This is a genomic window from Stenotrophomonas nitritireducens (assembly GCF_050984405.1).
Taxonomy (GTDB): Bacteria; Pseudomonadota; Gammaproteobacteria; order Xanthomonadales; family Xanthomonadaceae; genus Stenotrophomonas; species Stenotrophomonas nitritireducens_B.
Genome location: NZ_CP158790.1, coordinates 3,809,115 through 3,825,693 on the forward strand (window position 1 = coordinate 3,809,115; position 16,579 = coordinate 3,825,693).

18 protein-coding genes and 1 riboswitch are annotated in these 16,579 nt (G+C 71.7%); of the genes, 6 read left to right on the forward strand and 12 right to left on the reverse strand.

What is annotated here, in order from left to right:
• Positions 1 to 133 precede the first annotated feature (133 nt).
• The gene (rsmI, locus tag ABTV91_RS17060) at positions 134 to 958 is read right to left on the reverse strand and encodes a 16S rRNA (cytidine(1402)-2'-O)-methyltransferase (protein WP_433852498.1); all 825 of its coding nucleotides are present in this window, start codon (positions 956 to 958) and stop codon (positions 134 to 136) included.
• Positions 959 to 1,039: 81 nt separating this feature from the next.
• On the opposite strand from rsmI, the gene ABTV91_RS17065 reads away from it, so the two are divergent.
• From ABTV91_RS17065 to ABTV91_RS17085, 5 genes are read left to right on the forward strand one after another with little or no spacing between them, the layout of a single operon-like run.
• A complete protein-coding gene (locus ABTV91_RS17065; protein WP_433852499.1) occupies positions 1,040 to 2,767 on the forward strand; it encodes a penicillin-binding protein activator in 1,728 nt (575 codons plus the stop codon).
• On the forward strand, positions 2,757 to 3,131 hold the full coding sequence (locus tag ABTV91_RS17070; RefSeq protein WP_433852500.1) for a YraN family protein: 375 nt from the start codon (positions 2,757 to 2,759) through the stop codon (positions 3,129 to 3,131). The genes ABTV91_RS17065 and ABTV91_RS17070 overlap by 11 nt, the downstream gene beginning before the upstream one ends.
• Complete coding sequence (locus tag ABTV91_RS17075; RefSeq protein ID WP_433852501.1) at positions 3,131 to 3,673, forward strand: metal-dependent hydrolase; 543 nt, start codon at positions 3,131 to 3,133, stop codon at positions 3,671 to 3,673. The genes ABTV91_RS17070 and ABTV91_RS17075 overlap by 1 nt, the downstream gene beginning before the upstream one ends.
• On the forward strand, positions 3,670 to 5,052 hold the full coding sequence (locus ABTV91_RS17080; RefSeq protein ID WP_433852502.1) for an FAD-binding oxidoreductase: 1,383 nt from the start codon (positions 3,670 to 3,672) through the stop codon (positions 5,050 to 5,052). The genes ABTV91_RS17075 and ABTV91_RS17080 overlap by 4 nt, the downstream gene beginning before the upstream one ends.
• A gap of 31 nt (positions 5,053 to 5,083) precedes the next feature.
• Positions 5,084 to 5,461 carry a nuclear transport factor 2 family protein gene (locus ABTV91_RS17085; RefSeq protein ID WP_433852503.1) on the forward strand — a complete coding sequence of 126 codons (378 nt, stop codon included), beginning with the start codon at positions 5,084 to 5,086 and terminating at the stop codon, positions 5,459 to 5,461.
• 36 nt (positions 5,462 to 5,497) lie between these two features.
• On the opposite strand, the gene thiL is transcribed toward ABTV91_RS17085, so the two are convergent.
• The 11 genes from thiL to ABTV91_RS17140 form a co-directional block, all read right to left on the reverse strand.
• Complete coding sequence (thiL, locus tag ABTV91_RS17090; RefSeq protein WP_433852504.1) at positions 5,498 to 6,472, reverse strand: thiamine-phosphate kinase; 975 nt, start codon at positions 6,470 to 6,472, stop codon at positions 5,498 to 5,500.
• 92 nt (positions 6,473 to 6,564) lie between these two features.
• Complete coding sequence (nusB, locus tag ABTV91_RS17095) at positions 6,565 to 7,044, reverse strand: transcription antitermination factor NusB (RefSeq protein WP_433852505.1); 480 nt, start codon at positions 7,042 to 7,044, stop codon at positions 6,565 to 6,567.
• The gene (ribH, locus tag ABTV91_RS17100) at positions 7,041 to 7,508 is read right to left on the reverse strand and encodes a 6,7-dimethyl-8-ribityllumazine synthase (RefSeq protein ID WP_433852506.1); all 468 of its coding nucleotides are present in this window, start codon (positions 7,506 to 7,508) and stop codon (positions 7,041 to 7,043) included. Before ribH ends, nusB begins: the two co-directional genes overlap by 4 nt.
• Before the next feature lie 170 nt (positions 7,509 to 7,678).
• Complete coding sequence (gene ribB / locus ABTV91_RS17105; RefSeq protein WP_433852507.1) at positions 7,679 to 8,779, reverse strand: 3,4-dihydroxy-2-butanone-4-phosphate synthase; 1,101 nt, start codon at positions 8,777 to 8,779, stop codon at positions 7,679 to 7,681.
• Positions 8,776 to 9,408, reverse strand: a complete 633-nt coding sequence (locus tag ABTV91_RS17110; RefSeq protein WP_433852508.1) for a riboflavin synthase — start codon at positions 9,406 to 9,408, stop codon at positions 8,776 to 8,778. The genes ribB and ABTV91_RS17110 overlap by 4 nt, the downstream gene beginning before the upstream one ends.
• 136 nt (positions 9,409 to 9,544) lie before the next feature.
• Positions 9,545 to 9,775: riboswitch (FMN riboswitch) on the reverse strand.
• Between the two features lie 325 nt (positions 9,776 to 10,100).
• Positions 10,101 to 10,250 carry a hypothetical protein gene (locus ABTV91_RS17115; RefSeq protein WP_433852509.1) on the reverse strand — a complete coding sequence of 50 codons (150 nt, stop codon included), beginning with the start codon at positions 10,248 to 10,250 and terminating at the stop codon, positions 10,101 to 10,103.
• A gap of 94 nt (positions 10,251 to 10,344) precedes the next feature.
• On the reverse strand, positions 10,345 to 11,439 hold the full coding sequence (gene ribD, locus ABTV91_RS17120; RefSeq protein WP_433852510.1) for a bifunctional diaminohydroxyphosphoribosylaminopyrimidine deaminase/5-amino-6-(5-phosphoribosylamino)uracil reductase RibD: 1,095 nt from the start codon (positions 11,437 to 11,439) through the stop codon (positions 10,345 to 10,347).
• Positions 11,440 to 11,470: 31 nt separating this feature from the next.
• Entirely contained in the window at positions 11,471 to 11,947 is a 477-nt protein-coding gene (locus ABTV91_RS17125) for a GNAT family N-acetyltransferase (protein ID WP_433854217.1), read from the reverse strand.
• Positions 11,944 to 12,468 (reverse strand): transcriptional regulator NrdR, encoded by a 525-nt coding sequence (nrdR, locus tag ABTV91_RS17130; protein WP_433852511.1) that lies wholly within the window; start codon positions 12,466 to 12,468, stop codon positions 11,944 to 11,946. Before nrdR ends, ABTV91_RS17125 begins: the two co-directional genes overlap by 4 nt.
• 165 nt (positions 12,469 to 12,633) lie before the next feature.
• A complete protein-coding gene (glyA, locus tag ABTV91_RS17135) occupies positions 12,634 to 13,887 on the reverse strand; it encodes a serine hydroxymethyltransferase (RefSeq protein ID WP_433852512.1) in 1,254 nt (417 codons plus the stop codon).
• A gap of 206 nt (positions 13,888 to 14,093) precedes the next feature.
• Positions 14,094 to 14,567: an RcnB family protein gene (locus tag ABTV91_RS17140; protein ID WP_433852513.1), complete on the reverse strand. Its 474-nt coding sequence runs from the start codon at positions 14,565 to 14,567 to the stop codon at positions 14,094 to 14,096.
• Positions 14,568 to 14,784: 217 nt separating this feature from the next.
• On the opposite strand from ABTV91_RS17140, the gene ettA reads away from it, so the two are divergent.
• A complete protein-coding gene (ettA, locus tag ABTV91_RS17145) occupies positions 14,785 to 16,449 on the forward strand; it encodes an energy-dependent translational throttle protein EttA (RefSeq protein ID WP_433852514.1) in 1,665 nt (554 codons plus the stop codon).
• Positions 16,450 to 16,579 lie beyond the last annotated feature (130 nt).

The following is a 16,579-nucleotide window of genomic DNA, read 5'->3' on the forward strand; positions in this document are numbered from 1 at the left end:
GAAAGTTCGCCGGACAGGCTTCAGGTTCCGGCGTGCGCGTCGCCTGTCGCCGCGGCTGGTGCCTCACCCCCGGGCAGAAGGCGGCGCTTCATCTGCGCCCATGCCGCGCTCCCACCCGATTCATGGCCTGGCCTCAACCGCCGTACAGCGCCTTGCGCGGCGCGCCGCTCAGCTCGGCCGCGAGCTTGGCGGCGGTGGACGGCGGCAGGTGTTCGTTGAGCCGGGCGTACAGTCGGCGGCCTTCGGCGACCTTGGCGTCCTCATCGTCGGCGGCGCCCTGCACCATCACCACGAACTCGCCCTTGCGCTGGTTGTCGTCGGCATCGACCGCCGCGCGCAACTGCGCCAGGGTTCCGTCGAGCACGGTTTCGAACAGTTTGGTCAGTTCGCGCGCGACCACCGCCGGGCGGTCGTCGCCGAACGCGGCGGCCATGTCCGCCAGCGAGTCGGCGATGCGGTGCGAGGATTCGTAGAACACCAGCGTGCCGGTCTCGCCGGCCAGCCGCTGCAGGCGTTCGCGACGCGCGGCGGCCTTGGCCGGCAGGAAGCCCTCGAATACGAAACGGTCGCTGGGCAGGCCGGCCACGCTCAGCGCGGCGATCGCGGCGCAGGCGCCGGGCACCGGGCTCACCTTCACCCCGGCCGCGCGCGCGGCGCGCACCAGGCGGAAGCCCGGGTCGCTGACCAGCGGCGTGCCGGCATCGCTGACCACCGCCATCGATTCGCCGCCGAGCAGGCGCGACACCACGCGTTCGGCCATCGCCTCCTCGTTGTGGTCGTGCAGCGCCACCAGCGGCCTGCTGATGCCGAAGTGCGACAGCAGCTGGCCGGTATGGCGCGTGTCCTCGGCGCAGATCGCCGCCACCGAGCGCAGCACCTCCTGCGCGCGCGGGCTCAGGTCGGACAGGTTGCCGATCGGCGTGGCGACGACGTACAGGGTGGCGGGGGCAGCGGGCATCATCGGCTTTTCCATGGGCAAGGTTAGAATCCTACCGTGTCCCCCACCCGGCGCCGCCGCATGCCGTTGAACGGATCCCGAATGAACAAGCCCGCCGCACGGATCACCGTCCTGTCCCTGTCGTTCCTGCTGTTCGCCGGCTGCGCCACCACCGGCGTGGCGCCGACCGCTTCGCCCGGACAGCAGGCCGCCATCGCCCTGCTCGAACAGGGCAAGCCGCGCGAAGCCGCGCAGCAGCTGGAAGCCGAAGCCGCGCTGGTGCGCGGCGCGACCAGGTCGCAGTTGCTGGCCGATGCCGCCTTCGCCTGGCACGAGGCCGGCGACGATGCGCGCGCGCGCATGCTGCTGCCGCAGGTGCAGGTGCGCCAGCTGGCCGGCGCCAGCCGCCAGCGCCATGCGCTGCTGGCCGCGGAACTGGCGCTGGCCGACAAGCAGCCGGCGGCCGTGCTGCAGGCGCAGGGCACGCTGCAACCGGACCTGCTGCCCGCCGCGCAGCAGGCGCGCTGGCACCTGGCCCGCGGCCAGGCGCTGGAAGCCGGCGGCGATGCCTTCGCCGCGGCCGGCGCCCGCGCCCGCGCCGGCGTGCTGCTGTCCGGCAGCGCCCGCACCGACAACCAGCGCGCCATCACCCGCCTGCTGGCCGGGCTGGACGATGCCGCCCTCGCCAGCCGCAGCGCCGCGCTGCCGGCCGGCGACCCGCTCTACAACCACGCAGGCCGCGCCCTGATCGGCCGCGGCCTGCCGCTGCCGCGCCCGTTCGACCGCGACGCCGCCTGGCAGCTGGATACCGGCAAGCGTCCGCCGGCCGAGGCGGACGGCTACCGGCCGCCGGTGAAGATGGCGGTGCTGCTGCCCTTGTCCGGCACCCTCGCCACCGCCGCCGCGCCGGTGCGCGACGGCCTGCTCGCCGGTTATTACGCCGAGTACCGCCGCCGTCCGCAGGTCGACTTCATCGACACCCGCGGCACCCCGGCCGGCGCCATCGCCGCCTACGACAAGGCCGTGGCCGGCGGCGCCGATTTCGTGGTCGGCCCGCTGGGCCGCGACGAGGTCGATGCGCTGTTCGGCCGCGAGCCGCTGCAGGTGCCGCTGCTCGCGCTCAACCGCGGCAAGGACACCCCGCCGGCCGGCAGCGCCGGCTTCTCGCTGGCGCCGGAAGACGACGGCATCATGGCCGCCGAGTACCTGCTGGCGCGCGAGCGCGGCAACGTACTGGTGATCGGCAGCAACGACGACACCGGCCGCCGCGCCACCGCCGCCTTCCGCGAGCGCTTCGCCGAGCGCGGCGGCAAGGTCGCCGCCAGCCTCAGCGTCGGCGACGCCCCGGGCGACGTGAGCGCACGCCTGCGCCAGGCCGGCGCGGTCGATGCGGTGTTCCTGGCGGTCAAGGGCTCGCAGGCGCGTGCGCTGGCACCGCAGCTGGCGCTGGCGGGCATCGGCGGCGCCACGCGCGTGGGCACCTCGCAGCTGGTGTCCGGCACCGGCAAGGCCGGCGAGGACATGGCGCTGGACGGCATCGCCTTCCCGAGCGAGGCCTGGACCGTGCGCGGCGCGGCGGGGCTGCCCGCGGCCAGCGAACTGGCCTCGACCCTGCCGACCGCGCGCGGCGGCGCCGCACGCCTGTTCGCGTTCGGCTTCGACGCCTGGAAGATCACCGCCTACCTGGAAAAGCTGGCCAACAGCACCCAGGGCGGCCTGGCCGGCGCCACCGGCACGCTGCACCTGGACGGCTTCGGCAACGTACTGCGCACGCCGGCATGGTCCACCTTCAGCGGTGGCCAGCCGGTGCCGATCGGTGATGGCCGCTGACAAGGCCGCACGCGGCGCGGCGGTGGAAGCCGCCGCGCGCCGCCATCTGGAAGACGCCGGCCTGCGCTGGCTGGCCGGCAACGTCCGCTACCGCGGCGGCGAACTGGACCTGGTGATGTTCGACCCGGCCGCAGCCAGCCTGGTTTTCGTGGAAGTGCGTTACCGCCGCAGCAGCGTATTCGGCGGCGGCGCCGCCTCGGTCGATGCCGGCAAGCGCCGCCGACTGCTGCTGGCCGCGCAGCTCTATCTGTCGGCGCACCCCGCCCACGCGCAGGCGCCCTGCCGCTTCGACGTGGTCGAGGCCAGCGGCGAGCCGCCGCGGCTGCACTGGCTGCGCGACGCCTTCCGCGCCGACGACTGCTGATGCCCAGCGTCTTCACCCACGCCGCCGTCCCGCTGGCCCTGTGGTGCGCCAGCGAACGCGGCCGCGTGTCCACGCGCCTGCTCGGCGCCGGCATCGCCGCCGCGATGCTGCCCGACGCCGACGTGCTGGCCTTCGCCCTGAACGTGCCCTACGCCGATGCCTTCGGCCACCGCGGCGCCAGCCACTCGCTGCTGTTCGCCGGCGTGCTGGCTGCGCTGGCCCTGCTGCTGTACCGGCCGCTGCATGCGGGACGGGCGCAGGCCGCGGCCTTCGTCTTCGCCTGCGCGCTTTCGCATCCGCTGCTCGACGCGCTGACTTCCGGCGGCCTCGGCGTGGCGCTGTGGTGGCCGTGGAGCGACACGCGCCTGTTCGCGCCGTGGCGGCCCATCCGCGTTTCGCCCTTCGCCAACGCCTTCTTCAGCGCGCGCGGCCTGCAGACCGTGCTGTCCGAACTGCGCTGGGTGTGGCTGCCGCTGGCACTGGCCGTGCTGGGCTGGCGCCTGATCCAATACCGTTCCCCTGCCGGTTCCCGCATTCCATGACGTCCCTGCCCGCCGCTTTCGACCAGACGCTTTCCACCCTGCTGGGCGCGCACTGGCGCACCGACGCCGCCGCGCTGGCCGCGCACGCGCAGGACAACTCCTGGCGGCAGGCGCTGCCGCTGGGCGTGGCGCTGCCGGAAAGCCGCGAGCAGGTGCAGGCCATCGTGCGGGCGTGCCGCGCGCATGGCGTGCCGCTGGTCGGGCGCGGCGCCGGCACCGGCACCACCGGCGCGGCGGTGCCCACCGCCGGCGGCATCGTGCTGTCGTTCGCGCGCATGAACCGCATCCTCGCCCTGCGTCCCGGCGACCGCTGCGCGGTGGTCGAGCCGGGCGTGCTCAACGGCGACCTGCAGCAGGCGCTGCAGCCGCATGGCCTGTTCTGGCCGCCGGACCCGTCCAGCTTCGAGATCTGCAGCATCGGCGGCAACCTGGCCACCAACGCCGGCGGCCCGCGCGCGGTGAAGTACGGCACCAGCCGCGACAACGTGCTCGGGCTGGTGGCGGTGACCGGCGCCGGCGAGCTCATCGAATGCGGCGGCCCGTGGACCAAGGACGCCACCGGCTACGATCTCACCCACCTGATCGTCGGCAGCGAAGGCACGCTGGCGCTGATCGTCGAAGCCACACTCAAGCTGGCGCCGCGCCCACGCGCGCAGGCCGGGCTGCGCGTGCTGTACCGCGACGCGGAGAGCGCCGCGGCGGCGGTGTCGCGGGTGATGACGCAGCCGGCCACGCCGACCACGCTGGAATTCATGGACGCGCGCAGCCTGGCGCTGCTGCGCCGCAACGGCGCGCAGGTGCCCGAGGCCGGCGCGATGCTGCTGATCGACGCCGACGGCGACGACGACACCCTGCCCAGCGTGCTGCATGCGCTGGCCCAGGCCGCCGAAGGCGACGGCCTGCTGGCGCTGGACGTGGCGATGGACGGCAGCGCGCGCGAGCAGCTGTGGGCGGCGCGGCGCGCGCTGTCGCCGGCGCTGAAGAGCATCGCGCCGGGCAAGATCAACGAAGACGTGGTGGTGCCGGTCTCGCGCATCCCCGACCTGGTGGCCGGCGTGCAGGCGCTGTCCGCGCGCTTCGACCTGCCCATCGTCACCTTCGGCCACGCCGGCAACGGCAACCTGCACGTGAACATCCTCTACCACCCCGACGATGCCGGCGAGAACGCGCGCGCGCATGCGGCGCTGCCGGAGGTGTTCGCGCTGACGCTCGCGCTGGGCGGCACGCTGTCCGGCGAGCACGGCATCGGCCTGGCCAAGCGCGATTTCATGGCGCAGGCCTTCACCCCGGCGACGCTGGCGGCGATGCGCGCAGTCAAGCAGGCGCTGGACCCGGACGGCATCCTCAACCCGGGCAAGGTGCTGCCGCCGGCCGGCTAGACTGCCCTCCACCACCGAGCGAGCACGGACCATGGACATCGACCCCTCGCAGTTCGCCGCGCACTGGGCCGCAGCCTGGAACGCGCACGACGTGGACGCGGTGCTGGCGCACTTCCATGACGAAGCGGTATTCACCTCGCCCTTCGCCCGCCAGCTCCTGCCGGAAACCGATGGCGTGCTGCGCGGCAAGGCCGCCATCGGCGCCTACTGGAGCGCGGGGCTGGCGCGCATTCCCGACCTGCGCTTCCACGTCGACGCGGTATTCGCCGGCGTCGATACCGTGGTCATCGCCTACACCAACCAGAAAGGCGTGCGGGTGAGCGAGGTGCTGCGCTTCTCGGGCGACCGGGTGATCGAGGGCCACGGCACCTATCCGGCCGACGCGCACAACCCGACCGGCGCACGCTGACCGGTGCGGCGGCAAACAGGGCGGCGCGGCCGCCGGCTATCCGGCGAAGTGGCGGTAGCCGCCGGCGCGCTCCCCGCCCGCATCGCCGTCGCAGCGGACGCCGCGGCCTTCGGCGATCGTGCCGATGCGCGTCAGCGGCAGCGCGAGGGTCGATGACAGGGTTTCCAGGGCCTCGCGCCGTTCCGGCGCGGCGGTGAAGCACAGTTCGTAGTCATCGCCGCCACGCAGCGCGCAGCCCAGCGCGGCATCGGCGCCGAGCGCGGCGCGCAGTGCCAGCGACAATGGCACGGCGTCGGCCTGCACCACCGCGGCCACGCCGCTGCGCGAGGCGATGTTGCCGAGGTCGGCCAGCAGGCCGTCGGACACATCGGCCGCCGCATGCGCCAGCCCGCGCAGCGCCAGCCCCAGCTGCAGCCGCGGCGTCGGCCGCTGCAGGCGCTGGCGCAGCCGTTCGTGGCCTTCGTCGGCCACGGCGACGCGCACGTCCAGCCGTCCCTGCTGCCACAGCCGCAGCGCGCCGGCCGCTTCGCCGGGATGGCCGCTGATCCAGATGTCGTCGCCCACCCGCGCGCCGTCGCGGCGCAGCGCCTGCCCGACCGGCACCTGCCCCATCGCGGTGATCGCGATCGACAGCGGACCGCGCGTCGTGTCGCCGCCGACCACGGCGATGCCGTTGGCGTCGGCCAGCGCGAACAGCCCGTCGGCGAATGCGTCCAGCCAGGCGGCGTCGGCCTGCGGCAGGGACAGCGACAGCGTGCACCACGCCGGTGCCGCACCCATCGCCGCCAGGTCGGAGAGATTGACCGCCAGCGCCTTCCAGCCGATGTCGGCCGGCGCGCTCTCGACGGGGAAGTGCACGCCGGCGTTGAGCGTGTCGGCGGTGACCGCCAGCTGCTGCTCCGGCGCCGGCCGCAGCAGGGCCGCGTCGTCGCCGATGCCCAGCGCGATGTCGGCGCGCGCGCGGGTGCGGCGCGCGATGCGTTCGATCAGGGCAAACTCGTCAAGGCTCATGGGCAGGCAGTCCTGGAACGAAAACGCCGGTGCCGATGCTGCCGGCCCCGGCGTCGTGGTGGAAGCGTCGGCGCGATCATGCGCCGGCGGCGTCACTGGCCCGATTCAACCTTCCGCCATTCCACGGCGGCACGGTCCAGCACGCCGTTGACGTAGGTGTGGCCGTGCTCGGAGCCGAAGCGCTTGGCGGTCTCGATGGCCTCGTTGATCACCACGCGGTACGGCACGTCCATGCGGTGGCGCAGCTCGTAGGCGGCCACGCGCAGCACCGCGCGCTCGATCGCGTCGACCTCCTCCACCGGGCGGTCCACGAACGGGGCCAGCGCCTCGTCCAGTTCGCGGCGGTGGTCGAGCACGCCGCGCAGCAGGTTCTCGAAGTAAACCAGGTCGGCCACTTCATGCGCCTGCTCGTGGGCGAACTGGGCCAGCAGCGACTCGGCGTTGCCGCCGGAAATCTGCCAGGCGTAGATCGCCTGCAGCGCGCGGCGGCGCGCGCGAGAGCGCAGCACCGGATCGACGCCGTCGCGGCGGAAGGGCTTGCCGGCAGGCTTGCCGTGGTTCTTGTTGCTCATGGCAGCTGCTCCAGAAGGTTGACCATTTCCAACGCCGCCAGCGCGGCTTCCTCGCCCTTGTTGCCGTGGCTGCCGCCGGCGCGGGCCTCGGCATCCTCCACGCGTTCGACCGCCAGCACGCCGTTGAGCACCGGCACGCCGAAGTCCAGCTGCGCGCGCATCAGGCCTTCGGCGCAGCGGTCGGCCACGTGTTCGTAGTGGCGGGTGTCGCCGCGGATCACGCAGCCCAGGGTGATGATGGCCGCGTGCCGGCCGGCGGCGGCCAGGCGCGCGGCGACCAGCGGGATCTCCCACGCGCCGGGCACGCGCACCACGTCGATGGCGTCCTCGCCGATGCCGTTGCCGGCCAGGCTCTGCCGCGCGCCGGCCACCAGCACGTCGGTGATGCGGGCGTTCCAGCGGCTGGCGATGATGACGAAACGGGCCGATCCGGCCGGGCGGAGGTCGCCTTCGTAGTGGCTCATGGGGCGTAGCGGTCCAAAAGGTGGGTCAGTTTACCGTGTAGGTCGCCATCCCGTAGGAGCGGCTTCAGCCGCGATGGGTCCCTCGCGGCCACGCCCCGCGCTTGTGGTGGCGCGGGTTTGGGTTTTCGGGAAAGCTCCATCGCGGCTGAAGCCGCTCCTACGGCGGGTCGTCAGGGCTGGACGGTCTCGACGATTTCCAGGCCGTAGCCGGCCAGGCCGATCTGGCGGCGCGGGGTGCCGAGCACGCGCAGCCGGCCCAGGCCCAGGTCGGCCAGGATCTGCGCGCCGGCGCCGTTGCGGCGCCATTGGCCCACGTCCTTGTCCTTGCCGGCCGGGCGCACCTCCGGCTCGCGGCGCAGGCGCGCCAGCAGCGCGTCGGAATCGCGCGGGGCCGACAGCACCACCATCACGCCCTGGCCTTCGGCGGCGATGGCGCGCAGCGCGTCGGTGGCGGCCACGCCGAAATCGTCGCGGCGCCAATGCAGCAGGTCGGCCAGCGGGTTCTCCACCTGCACCCGCACCAGAGTCGGCGTGTCCCGGTCCGGCTGGCCCTTGACCAGCGCGAAGTGCAGGTCGTGGGCGATGCGGTCGCGGTAGGTGACCAGCGTGAACGCACCGAACTCGGTGTCGACCTCGCGCTCGTCCACGCGCTCGACGGTGTGCTCGGTGGCCAGCCGGTAAGCAATCAGGTCGGCGATGGAGCCCATCTTCAGCCCATGCTCGCGCGCGAACACTTCCAGCTCGGGGCGCCGCGCCATGGTGCCGTCGGGGTTGAGGATCTCCACCAGCACGCCGGCCGGCTCCAGCCCGGCCAGCATGGCCAGGTCGACGCCGGCCTCGGTGTGGCCGGCGCGGGTCAGCACGCCGCCGGGCTGGGCGATCAGCGGGAAGATGTGGCCCGGCTGGTGCAGGTCCGACGGCCTGGCATCGGCCCTGACCGCGGTACGGATGGTATGGGCGCGGTCGGCGGCCGAGATGCCGGTGGTCACGCCTTCGGCGGCCTCGATGCTGACGGTGAAGTTGGTCTGGAACTGCGCGGTGTTGGCGCGCACCATCGGCGCCAGGCCGAGCTGGCCGGCGCGCTCGCGGGTCAGTGGCAGGCACACCAGGCCGCGGCCGTGGGTGACCATGAAGTTGATGTCCGACGGCTTGACCAGCTCGGCGGCCATGATCAGGTCGCCTTCGTTCTCGCGGTCCTCGTCGTCGACGATCACCACCATGCGGCCGGCGCGGATCTCTTCCAGCAGTTCGGGGACGGGGGCGAAGTTCATGCGCTGGCTCCCTGGCCTTGTAGATGCCGGCCGTCGGCCGGCATTCCGATCAGTTTTTCCACATAGCGCGCCACCAGGTCGATTTCCAGATTGACGGCGTCGCCGACGCCGGTGTGGGCGAAACGGGTGTGGGCGACGGTGTGCGGAATCAACGCCACCTCGAAGCCTTCGCCATCGGCCTCGTTGACGGTGAGGCTGACGCCATCGACGCAGATCGAGCCCTTCTTCGCGATGTATTTCAGCAAGGGCGCCGGCGCGGCGAAGCGCCAGCGCTGCGCGCGGGCGTCGTCGACGATCGACAGCACCGTGCCGATGCCGTCGACGTGGCCGCTGACCAGGTGGCCGCCGAGGCGGTCGGTCGGGCGCATGGCACGTTCGAGATTGATGGCCGCGCCCACGGCGAGCTGGCCTAGCGTGGTCAGGCCCAGGGTTTCGGTCGAGGCGTCGGCCTGGAACGAGGTGGCGTCGAACGCGATCACGGTCAGGCACACGCCGTTGACCGCGATGCTCTCGCCCAGCTGCACGTTGTCGAACGGCAGGCTGCCGACCTCGAAGCTGAAGCGGACATCGCCACCGACGGGTTCGTGCGCGGCCAGGCGGCCGACGCCTTCGATGATGCCGGTGAACATCAGCGCGCCTCCCGCAGGGAGAGGGGCCGGGCGACCGGAAGGGAACTGCAGAGGGTTTTCATGAACGTTTCCCGCGGTTGGAGAGCGAAAAACGCCGCAAGGCAAACAGGCGCACGCACGGCCGGGGCCGCGCGCTGGCCGTCTTCTTTCATCCGGACTCTAGGCGGCACCGCGTGCGCGGCATCGCCAACCGTCGGCTCCGGCATCGGACCGGATCTGCTGACCCTCGGCCGTTGGAATGCGCAGGGTGCGTATTCCTGCGAGCGGACTCGCATGCCGGCCTCGGCGCTCGCGGGCTCGTGCAGGTTCCCGGGGGAACCGCGCACCTACCGCCGGTGGGGAATTACACCCCGCCCTGAAGACGTTCGTGGTTGCCGGCGAGCCGGCCGGCGCATTGTATCAGCCCGCTCCCGGCGGACCTGTCTGGCGGATGGATGGCAGTGTTGCAGCGGTGGGGCGAGCCCCATGTGGGCAGAGGGCGCACATCCGTGCGCGATGGGCATCAGCGGGAACGTCCCATCTGGCACTGAAGGACGCTCCTGCACGTACGCCCCTGCAAGCGGCAGCGCCCACGCGCCCGCACGTGCGCTCCTGCACATTGCAGCGGCAGCGCACCCCGTAGGTGCCGGGCTTGCCCGGCACGGCTTTCCTGCGGACCGTGACAGAAACGTGCGGGGCGGCGAGCCCCGCACCTACGCGGCGGCCGGGCGCAGCAACAGCCGCAGGTCGCTGCCGACCCTGCGCAGGTCACGCACCTCCAGCGGCCGCGCCTGCGCCATCGCCTCGATCCCCAGCCCGGCCAGCAGCGGGCGTACGCCCCGTCCGCTCGTGCGCTCCCGCACATTGCAGCGGGAGCGCACCCACGTAGGTGCCGGGCTTGCCCGGCACGGCTTTCCCGCGAAACGTGACGGGAACGTGCGGGGGCGAACCCCGCACCTACGCGGCGGCCGGGCGCAGCAGCAGGCGCAGGTCGCTGCCGACCCTGCGCAGGTCGCGCACCTCCAGCGGCCGCGCCTGCGCCATCGTTTCGATGCCCAGCCCGGCCAGCAGCGGACGCGCGCCCTCGCCCATCAGCAGCGGCGCCATGTACAGCAGCAGTTCGTCGGCCAGGCCGGCGCGCAGCAGCGCCCCGCACAGGGTCGGCCCGGCTTCGACGTGGACCTCGTTGACGCCGCGCGCGGCCAGCAAGGCCATCACCGCGGCCAGGTCGAAGCGGCCATCGGCCTGCAGCGGCGCGGCGGCGAACTGCGCGCCTTCCAGTGCCGGCGGTGCCAACGCCGGATCGTGCAGGTACAGCGTCGGCGCATCGCCTTCGCGCACCCGGGCGCAGGACAGCGTGCGCAGCCGCGCGTCGAGCACCACGCGCAGCGGCGGCAGGAAGTTCCCGGTGTCCGGGCGCGCGGTCAGCGCCGGATCGTCGGCCAGCACCGTCGCCGCGCCGGTCAGGATCGCGCCGGCGCGGGCGCGCCAGCGCTGCACGTCGGCGCGCGCGGTCGCACCGGTGATCCACTTCGATTCGCCGCTGGCCATCGCGGTGCGCCCGTCCAGGCTCGCGGCCAGCTTGATCCGCACGAACGGCCGGCCGCGCTCGATGCGCGAGAGGAAACCGCGGTTGAGTTCGCGCGCCTGGTCCGCCATCAGCCCCACCGCCACCTCGATCCCGGCCTGGCGCAGCAGCGCGAAGCCGCCGCCATCGACATCCGGGAACGGGTCGCCCATCGCCGCCACCACCCGCGCCACGCCGGCCTCGATCAGCGCCAGCGCGCAGGGCGGCGTGCGTCCGTAGTGCGCGCACGGTTCCAGGGTGACGTAGGCGGTGGCGCCGCGCGCGCGGCCGCCCGCTTCGCGCAGCGCGAACACCTCCGCATGCGGGCCGCCGGCGCGCTGGTGGAAACCTTCGCCGACGACCTCGCCGCCGTGGGCGATGACGCAGCCGACCATCGGATTGGGCCGCGTGGTCCATGCCCCGCGTTCGGCCAGGCGCAGCGCGCGCGCCATCATCGGGTGGTCGGTGGCGGTGAACTCCTGCATGCGAAACCTCGTCGGAAACGGGTGCCGCGCCTCAGGGCGGCGGCGGGTCGATCTGCATCACGGTGACGGCCAGCGGCCCGAGCTGCAGCCGGGTATGCTCCTCCCAGCCCAGCGCGCGGTACCACGGCACCATCGCCGCCTCGCAGTAAAGATACAGGCGCCGCACGCCCAGCCGCGCGGCGTGCGCCACGCAATGCCCGACCAGCCGCGCGCCCACGCCGCGGCCACGGGCCTGCGGGCAGACGTACAGCGACGCGAGCCACGGCGACCAGCCGCGGATCTGTTCGTGGTCGTCGTGCAGCAGGCTGACCGAGCCCAGCCAGGCGCCGTCGTCTTCGGCCAGCCACGTGCAGGGAATGGCATCGTCGCGCTGCGCGCGCAGCTCGGTTTCGGCCTGTTCGACGGTCCACGCCGGCAACAGTTCGCCGAACGCCCGTACATGCGCCCGCGCCACTTCGGGAATGCACGCCGGCCGCGCCTGCAGCCCGACGATGCGCGGCGGCGTCAGCGCGGCGCCTTGCGCTCGCGGCGCGCGGCGCCGGCCTCGAGCAGCGACAGCTGGCCGTCGCCGGCCGGATGGTCGCGCTCGAGCTTCTCGATCTCGTCGCGGAAATCGGCCACGTCCTCGAAGCTGCGGTAGACCGAGGCGAAGCGCACGTAGGCGACGTGGTCGAGCTTGCGCAGCTCGTCCATCACGAATTCGCCGACGCGGATCGACGGCACCTCGCGCTCGCCGCTCATGCGCAGCTGGTGCACCACCGCGCGCACCGCCGCTTCGATCCGCTCCTCGGCCACCGGCCGCTTCTGCAGCGCGCGGTCGAAACCGACCCGCAGCTTGCGCGCGTCGAACGCCTCGCGCCCGCCATCGCTCTTGACGATGACCGGCAGCTTGAGCTCGATGGTTTCCAGCGTGGAAAAACGCTCGCCGCAGGCCTCGCAGCCGCGCCGCCGGCGAATGGTCGCGCCGTCTTCGGAAACGCGCGAATCGATCACGCGGGTGTCGGTGTGCTGGCAGAACGGGCAGTGCATCTATCTCGCCTTGGACATCGGGCACCGCGGCGGCGGTGGCCCTTCACTACAACGCAGATACAGTAAACCCCGGAACGGAGCAAGACCGCCCGGTCCGGGGCACGGCCACGCATGCCGTGGCGATCACATCGCCGCGGGTGCCGGCCTGCGGCACCCTCCGGCCCTTCAGCCGTAAACCGGGAACTGCCGGCACTGCAGGGTGACGTTCTCGCGCACGCCGGCGATGACGTTCTCGTCGTTCGGGTTGTCCAGCACGTCGGCGATCCAGTTGGCCAGCGCCACGCAGTCCGGCTCCCTGTAGCCGCGGGTGGTGATGGCCGGGGTGCCCAGGCGCAGGCCCGAAGTCACGAACGGCGAGCGCGGGTCGTTGGGCACCGAGTTCTTGTTGACGGTGATGTGGGCCTTGCCCAGCGCGGCTTCCGCGTCCTTGCCGGACACGTCCCTGCCGATCATGTCCACCAACATCAGGTGGTTCTGCGTGCCGCCGGAGACGATCTTGTAGCCGCGCGCGATCAGCGTCTCGGCCATCGCCTGCGCGTTCTTCACCACCTGCTGCTGGTAGGCCTTGAACTCCGGCTCCAGCGCTTCCTTGAAGGCCACCGCCTTGGCGGCGATGACGTGCATCAGCGGGCCGCCCTGGATGCCCGGGAACACGATCGACTGCAGCTTCTTCTCGATCTCCTCGCCGGCGCCCTTGGCGATGATGATGCCGCCGCGCGGGCCGCGCAGGGTCTTGTGGGTGGTCGAGGTGACCACGTGGGCGTGTTCGATCGGGTTGGGGTAGACGCCGGCGGCGACCAGGCCGGCCACGTGCGCCATGTCCACGAACAGGTAGGCGCCGACCTTGTCGGCGATGGCGCGGAAGCGCGCCCAGTCGACGATCTGCGAATAGGCCGAGAAACCGGCCACGACCATCTTCGGCTTGTGTTCCAAGGCCAGACGCTCGACTTCGTCATAGTCGATCAGGCCCTGCTCGTTCACGCCGTACTGGACGGCGTTGAAGATCTTGCCCGAGGCATTGACCTTGGCGCCATGGGTCAGGTGGCCGCCATGGGCCAGGCTCATGCCCAGGATGGTGTCGCCCGGCTGCAGCAGCGCGAAGTACACGGCCTGGTTGGCCTGCGAGCCGCTGTGCGGCTGCACGTTGGCGTAATCGGCGCCGAACAGCTGCTTGAGGCGGTCGATGGCCAGCTTCTCGGCGATGTCCACGTATTCGCAGCCGCCGTAGTAGCGCTTGCCCGGGTAGCCCTCGGCGTACTTGTTGGTGAGCTGGCTGCCCTGCGCCTCCATCACCCGGGGGCTGGCGTAGTTCTCGCTGGCGATCAGCTCGACATGGTCTTCCTGGCGCTGGCACTCGGCGGCAATGGCCTGGGCCAACTCGGGGTCGTAGGACTCGATACGGGCGTCACGCGGGAACATCTCGGCTCCTGGGAGGGGTGGGCGGGGGGAGGGCCGATTGTAGCGCTTCCTTCACCCCCCTACCCCCGCCCGCCCCGCGCGACGCGGCGGGCGCACTCCCTGGGACACGACGGGCGTTCGCGGCATGCCCCACCGCGCGCCCGCGAAGGACGCCCTCATGACGAAGGCGCCCCAAGGGCGCCTTCGCTGTGGACGGTCCGTCCGGCTCAGTGGTTGAACACGATGTCGGCGATGATGCCGGTGGCGATGGCCACCATCAGCAGGTTGCCGCGGTCGTCGCGGATCCAGCGGTGGCCGTGCGGCGGACGGCGCACGTGGTAGCGGTCGTAGTCGTTGACCACGTAGACCGGGCCGCCGTAGTAGTTGCTGTAGCGGTAGCCGCGCTCGAACCCGTACGGGCGGTAGACCACGCGCGGCGGCGGGGCGTAGTAGCGGCGGTCGTTGTGGCGGGCGTCGCGGTAGCCCTCGCGGTAGCCGGCGTTGTAATGGCGACGGTCGTCGCGCCATTCGCGCCGGTCGTGGCGGCGGTCGTGGCGGTCATGGCCGTGCCCGCGGCCGCGGTCGTCCCAGCCGTGGCGGCCACGGTCATGGTCGCGGTCGCCCGCGGCGAAGGCCGGAGCGGTGGCGCCGAAGGCCAGCAGGGTGGTCATCGCGGCGACTGCAAGTCGGTGCATCTTCATGGGTGGCCCTCGCGGTGTTGATGGACGCTTTCCATCATGCTCACGCGATCTGAACGGTTTCCGGCTGGAAACGGTTACCGACGGCGCCATTCATCAGCCGGCCAGCCGTGCGGCGGCCGCCGGACGCCGGCGGCTTCCCGCTATAATCGCCCATTCCCTTTTGCCTCGGGCTCGTCCGCCTTGCGGACCGGGCGCGGGCGTGCGCTACGGAGACGTCATGTCCTCGCAATACATCTACACCATGAACCGCGTCAGCAAGGTGGTCCCGCCCAAGCGGCAGATCATCAAGGACATCTCGCTGTCGTTCTTCCCGGGCGCCAAGATCGGCCTGTTGGGCCTGAACGGCGCCGGCAAGTCCACCGTGCTCAAGATCATGGCCGGCGTGGACACCGATTTCGAGGGCGAGGCCCGTCCGCAGCCCGGCATCAAGGTCGGCTACCTGGCGCAGGAGCCGGAACTGAACCCCGAGCACACCGTGCGCCAGGCCGTGGAAGAAGGCGTGGGCGATGTGCTGCAGGCGCAGGCCGCGCTGGAAGCGGTCTACGCCGCCTATGCCGAGGAAGGCGCCGATTTCGACGCGCTGGCCAAGGAACAGGAGCGCCTGGAGGCGATTCTGGCCGCCGGCGACGCGCATACCGTCGAACAGCAGCTGGACGTGGCCGCCGACGCGCTGCGCCTGCCGCCGTGGGACGCGGTGATCGGCAAGCTGTCCGGCGGCGAGAAGCGCCGCGTCGCGCTGTGCCGCCTGCTGCTGCAGAAGCCGGACATGCTGCTGCTCGACGAACCGACCAACCACCTGGACGCCGAGTCGGTGGAATGGCTGGAGCAGTTCCTGCACCGCTACACCGGCACCGTGGTGGCCGTCACCCACGACCGCTACTTCCTGGACAACGCCGCCGAGTGGATCCTGGAACTGGACCGCGGCCGCGGCATTCCGTGGAAGGGCAACTACACCCAGTGGCTGGAGCAGAAGGAAGAGCGGCTCAAGCAGGAAGAGAACCAGGAAAAGGCGCGCCAGAAGGCGATCGCCAAGGAACTGGAGTGGTCGCGGCAGAACGCCAAGGGCGGCCGCTCCAAGGGCAAGGCGCGCCTGGCCCGCCTGGAAGAGCTGCAGTCGGTCGATTACCAGAAGCGCAACGAGACCAATGAAATCTTCATCCCGCCGGGCGAGCGCCTGGGCAACTCGGTGATGGAGTTCAAGAACGTCTCCAAGAAGTTCGGCGACCGCCTGCTGATCGACAACCTGTCGATGATCATCCCGCCGGGCGCCATCGTCGGCATCATCGGCCCGAACGGCGCCGGCAAGTCGACCCTGTTCAAGATGATCACCGGCCAGGAGAAGCCGGATTCGGGCGAGATCGTGATCGGCCCGACGGTGCAGCTGTCCTACGTGGACCAGAGCCGCGAGAAGCTGGAAGGCAACCACAACGTCTTCCAGGAAATCTCCGGCGGCCTGGACATCCTCAACATCAACGGCACCGAGATCCAGTCGCGCGCCTACATCGGCCGCTTCAACTTCAAGGGCCAGGACCAGCAGAAGATGGTCGGCTCGCTGTCCGGCGGTGAGCGCGGCCGCCTGCACATGGCCAAGACCCTGCTGCAGGGCGGCAACGTGCTGCTGCTCGACGAACCGTCCAACGACCTGGACATCGAGACCCTGCGCGCGCTGGAAGACGCGCTGCTGGAGTTCCCGGGCAACACCTTCGTCATTTCGCACGACCGCTGGTTCCTGGACCGCATCGCCACCCACATCATCGCCTTCGAGGGCGATTCGCACGTGGAGTTCTTCCAGGGCAACTACCGCGAGTACGAAGAGGACAAGAAGCGTCGCCTCGGCGACGACGCCGGTCCCAAGCGCCTGCGCTTCAAGGCGCTGAAGTAAGCAGCACCCGGACGGCCGCAGCGATGCGGCCGTCCGCTTTTCAGAAGGCCTCCACGCTGCTTTGGCCCCTCTCCCATCGGGAGAGGGGTTGGGGTGAGGGGCAATGGAGTCCCGTTGGTTCAACCATCAT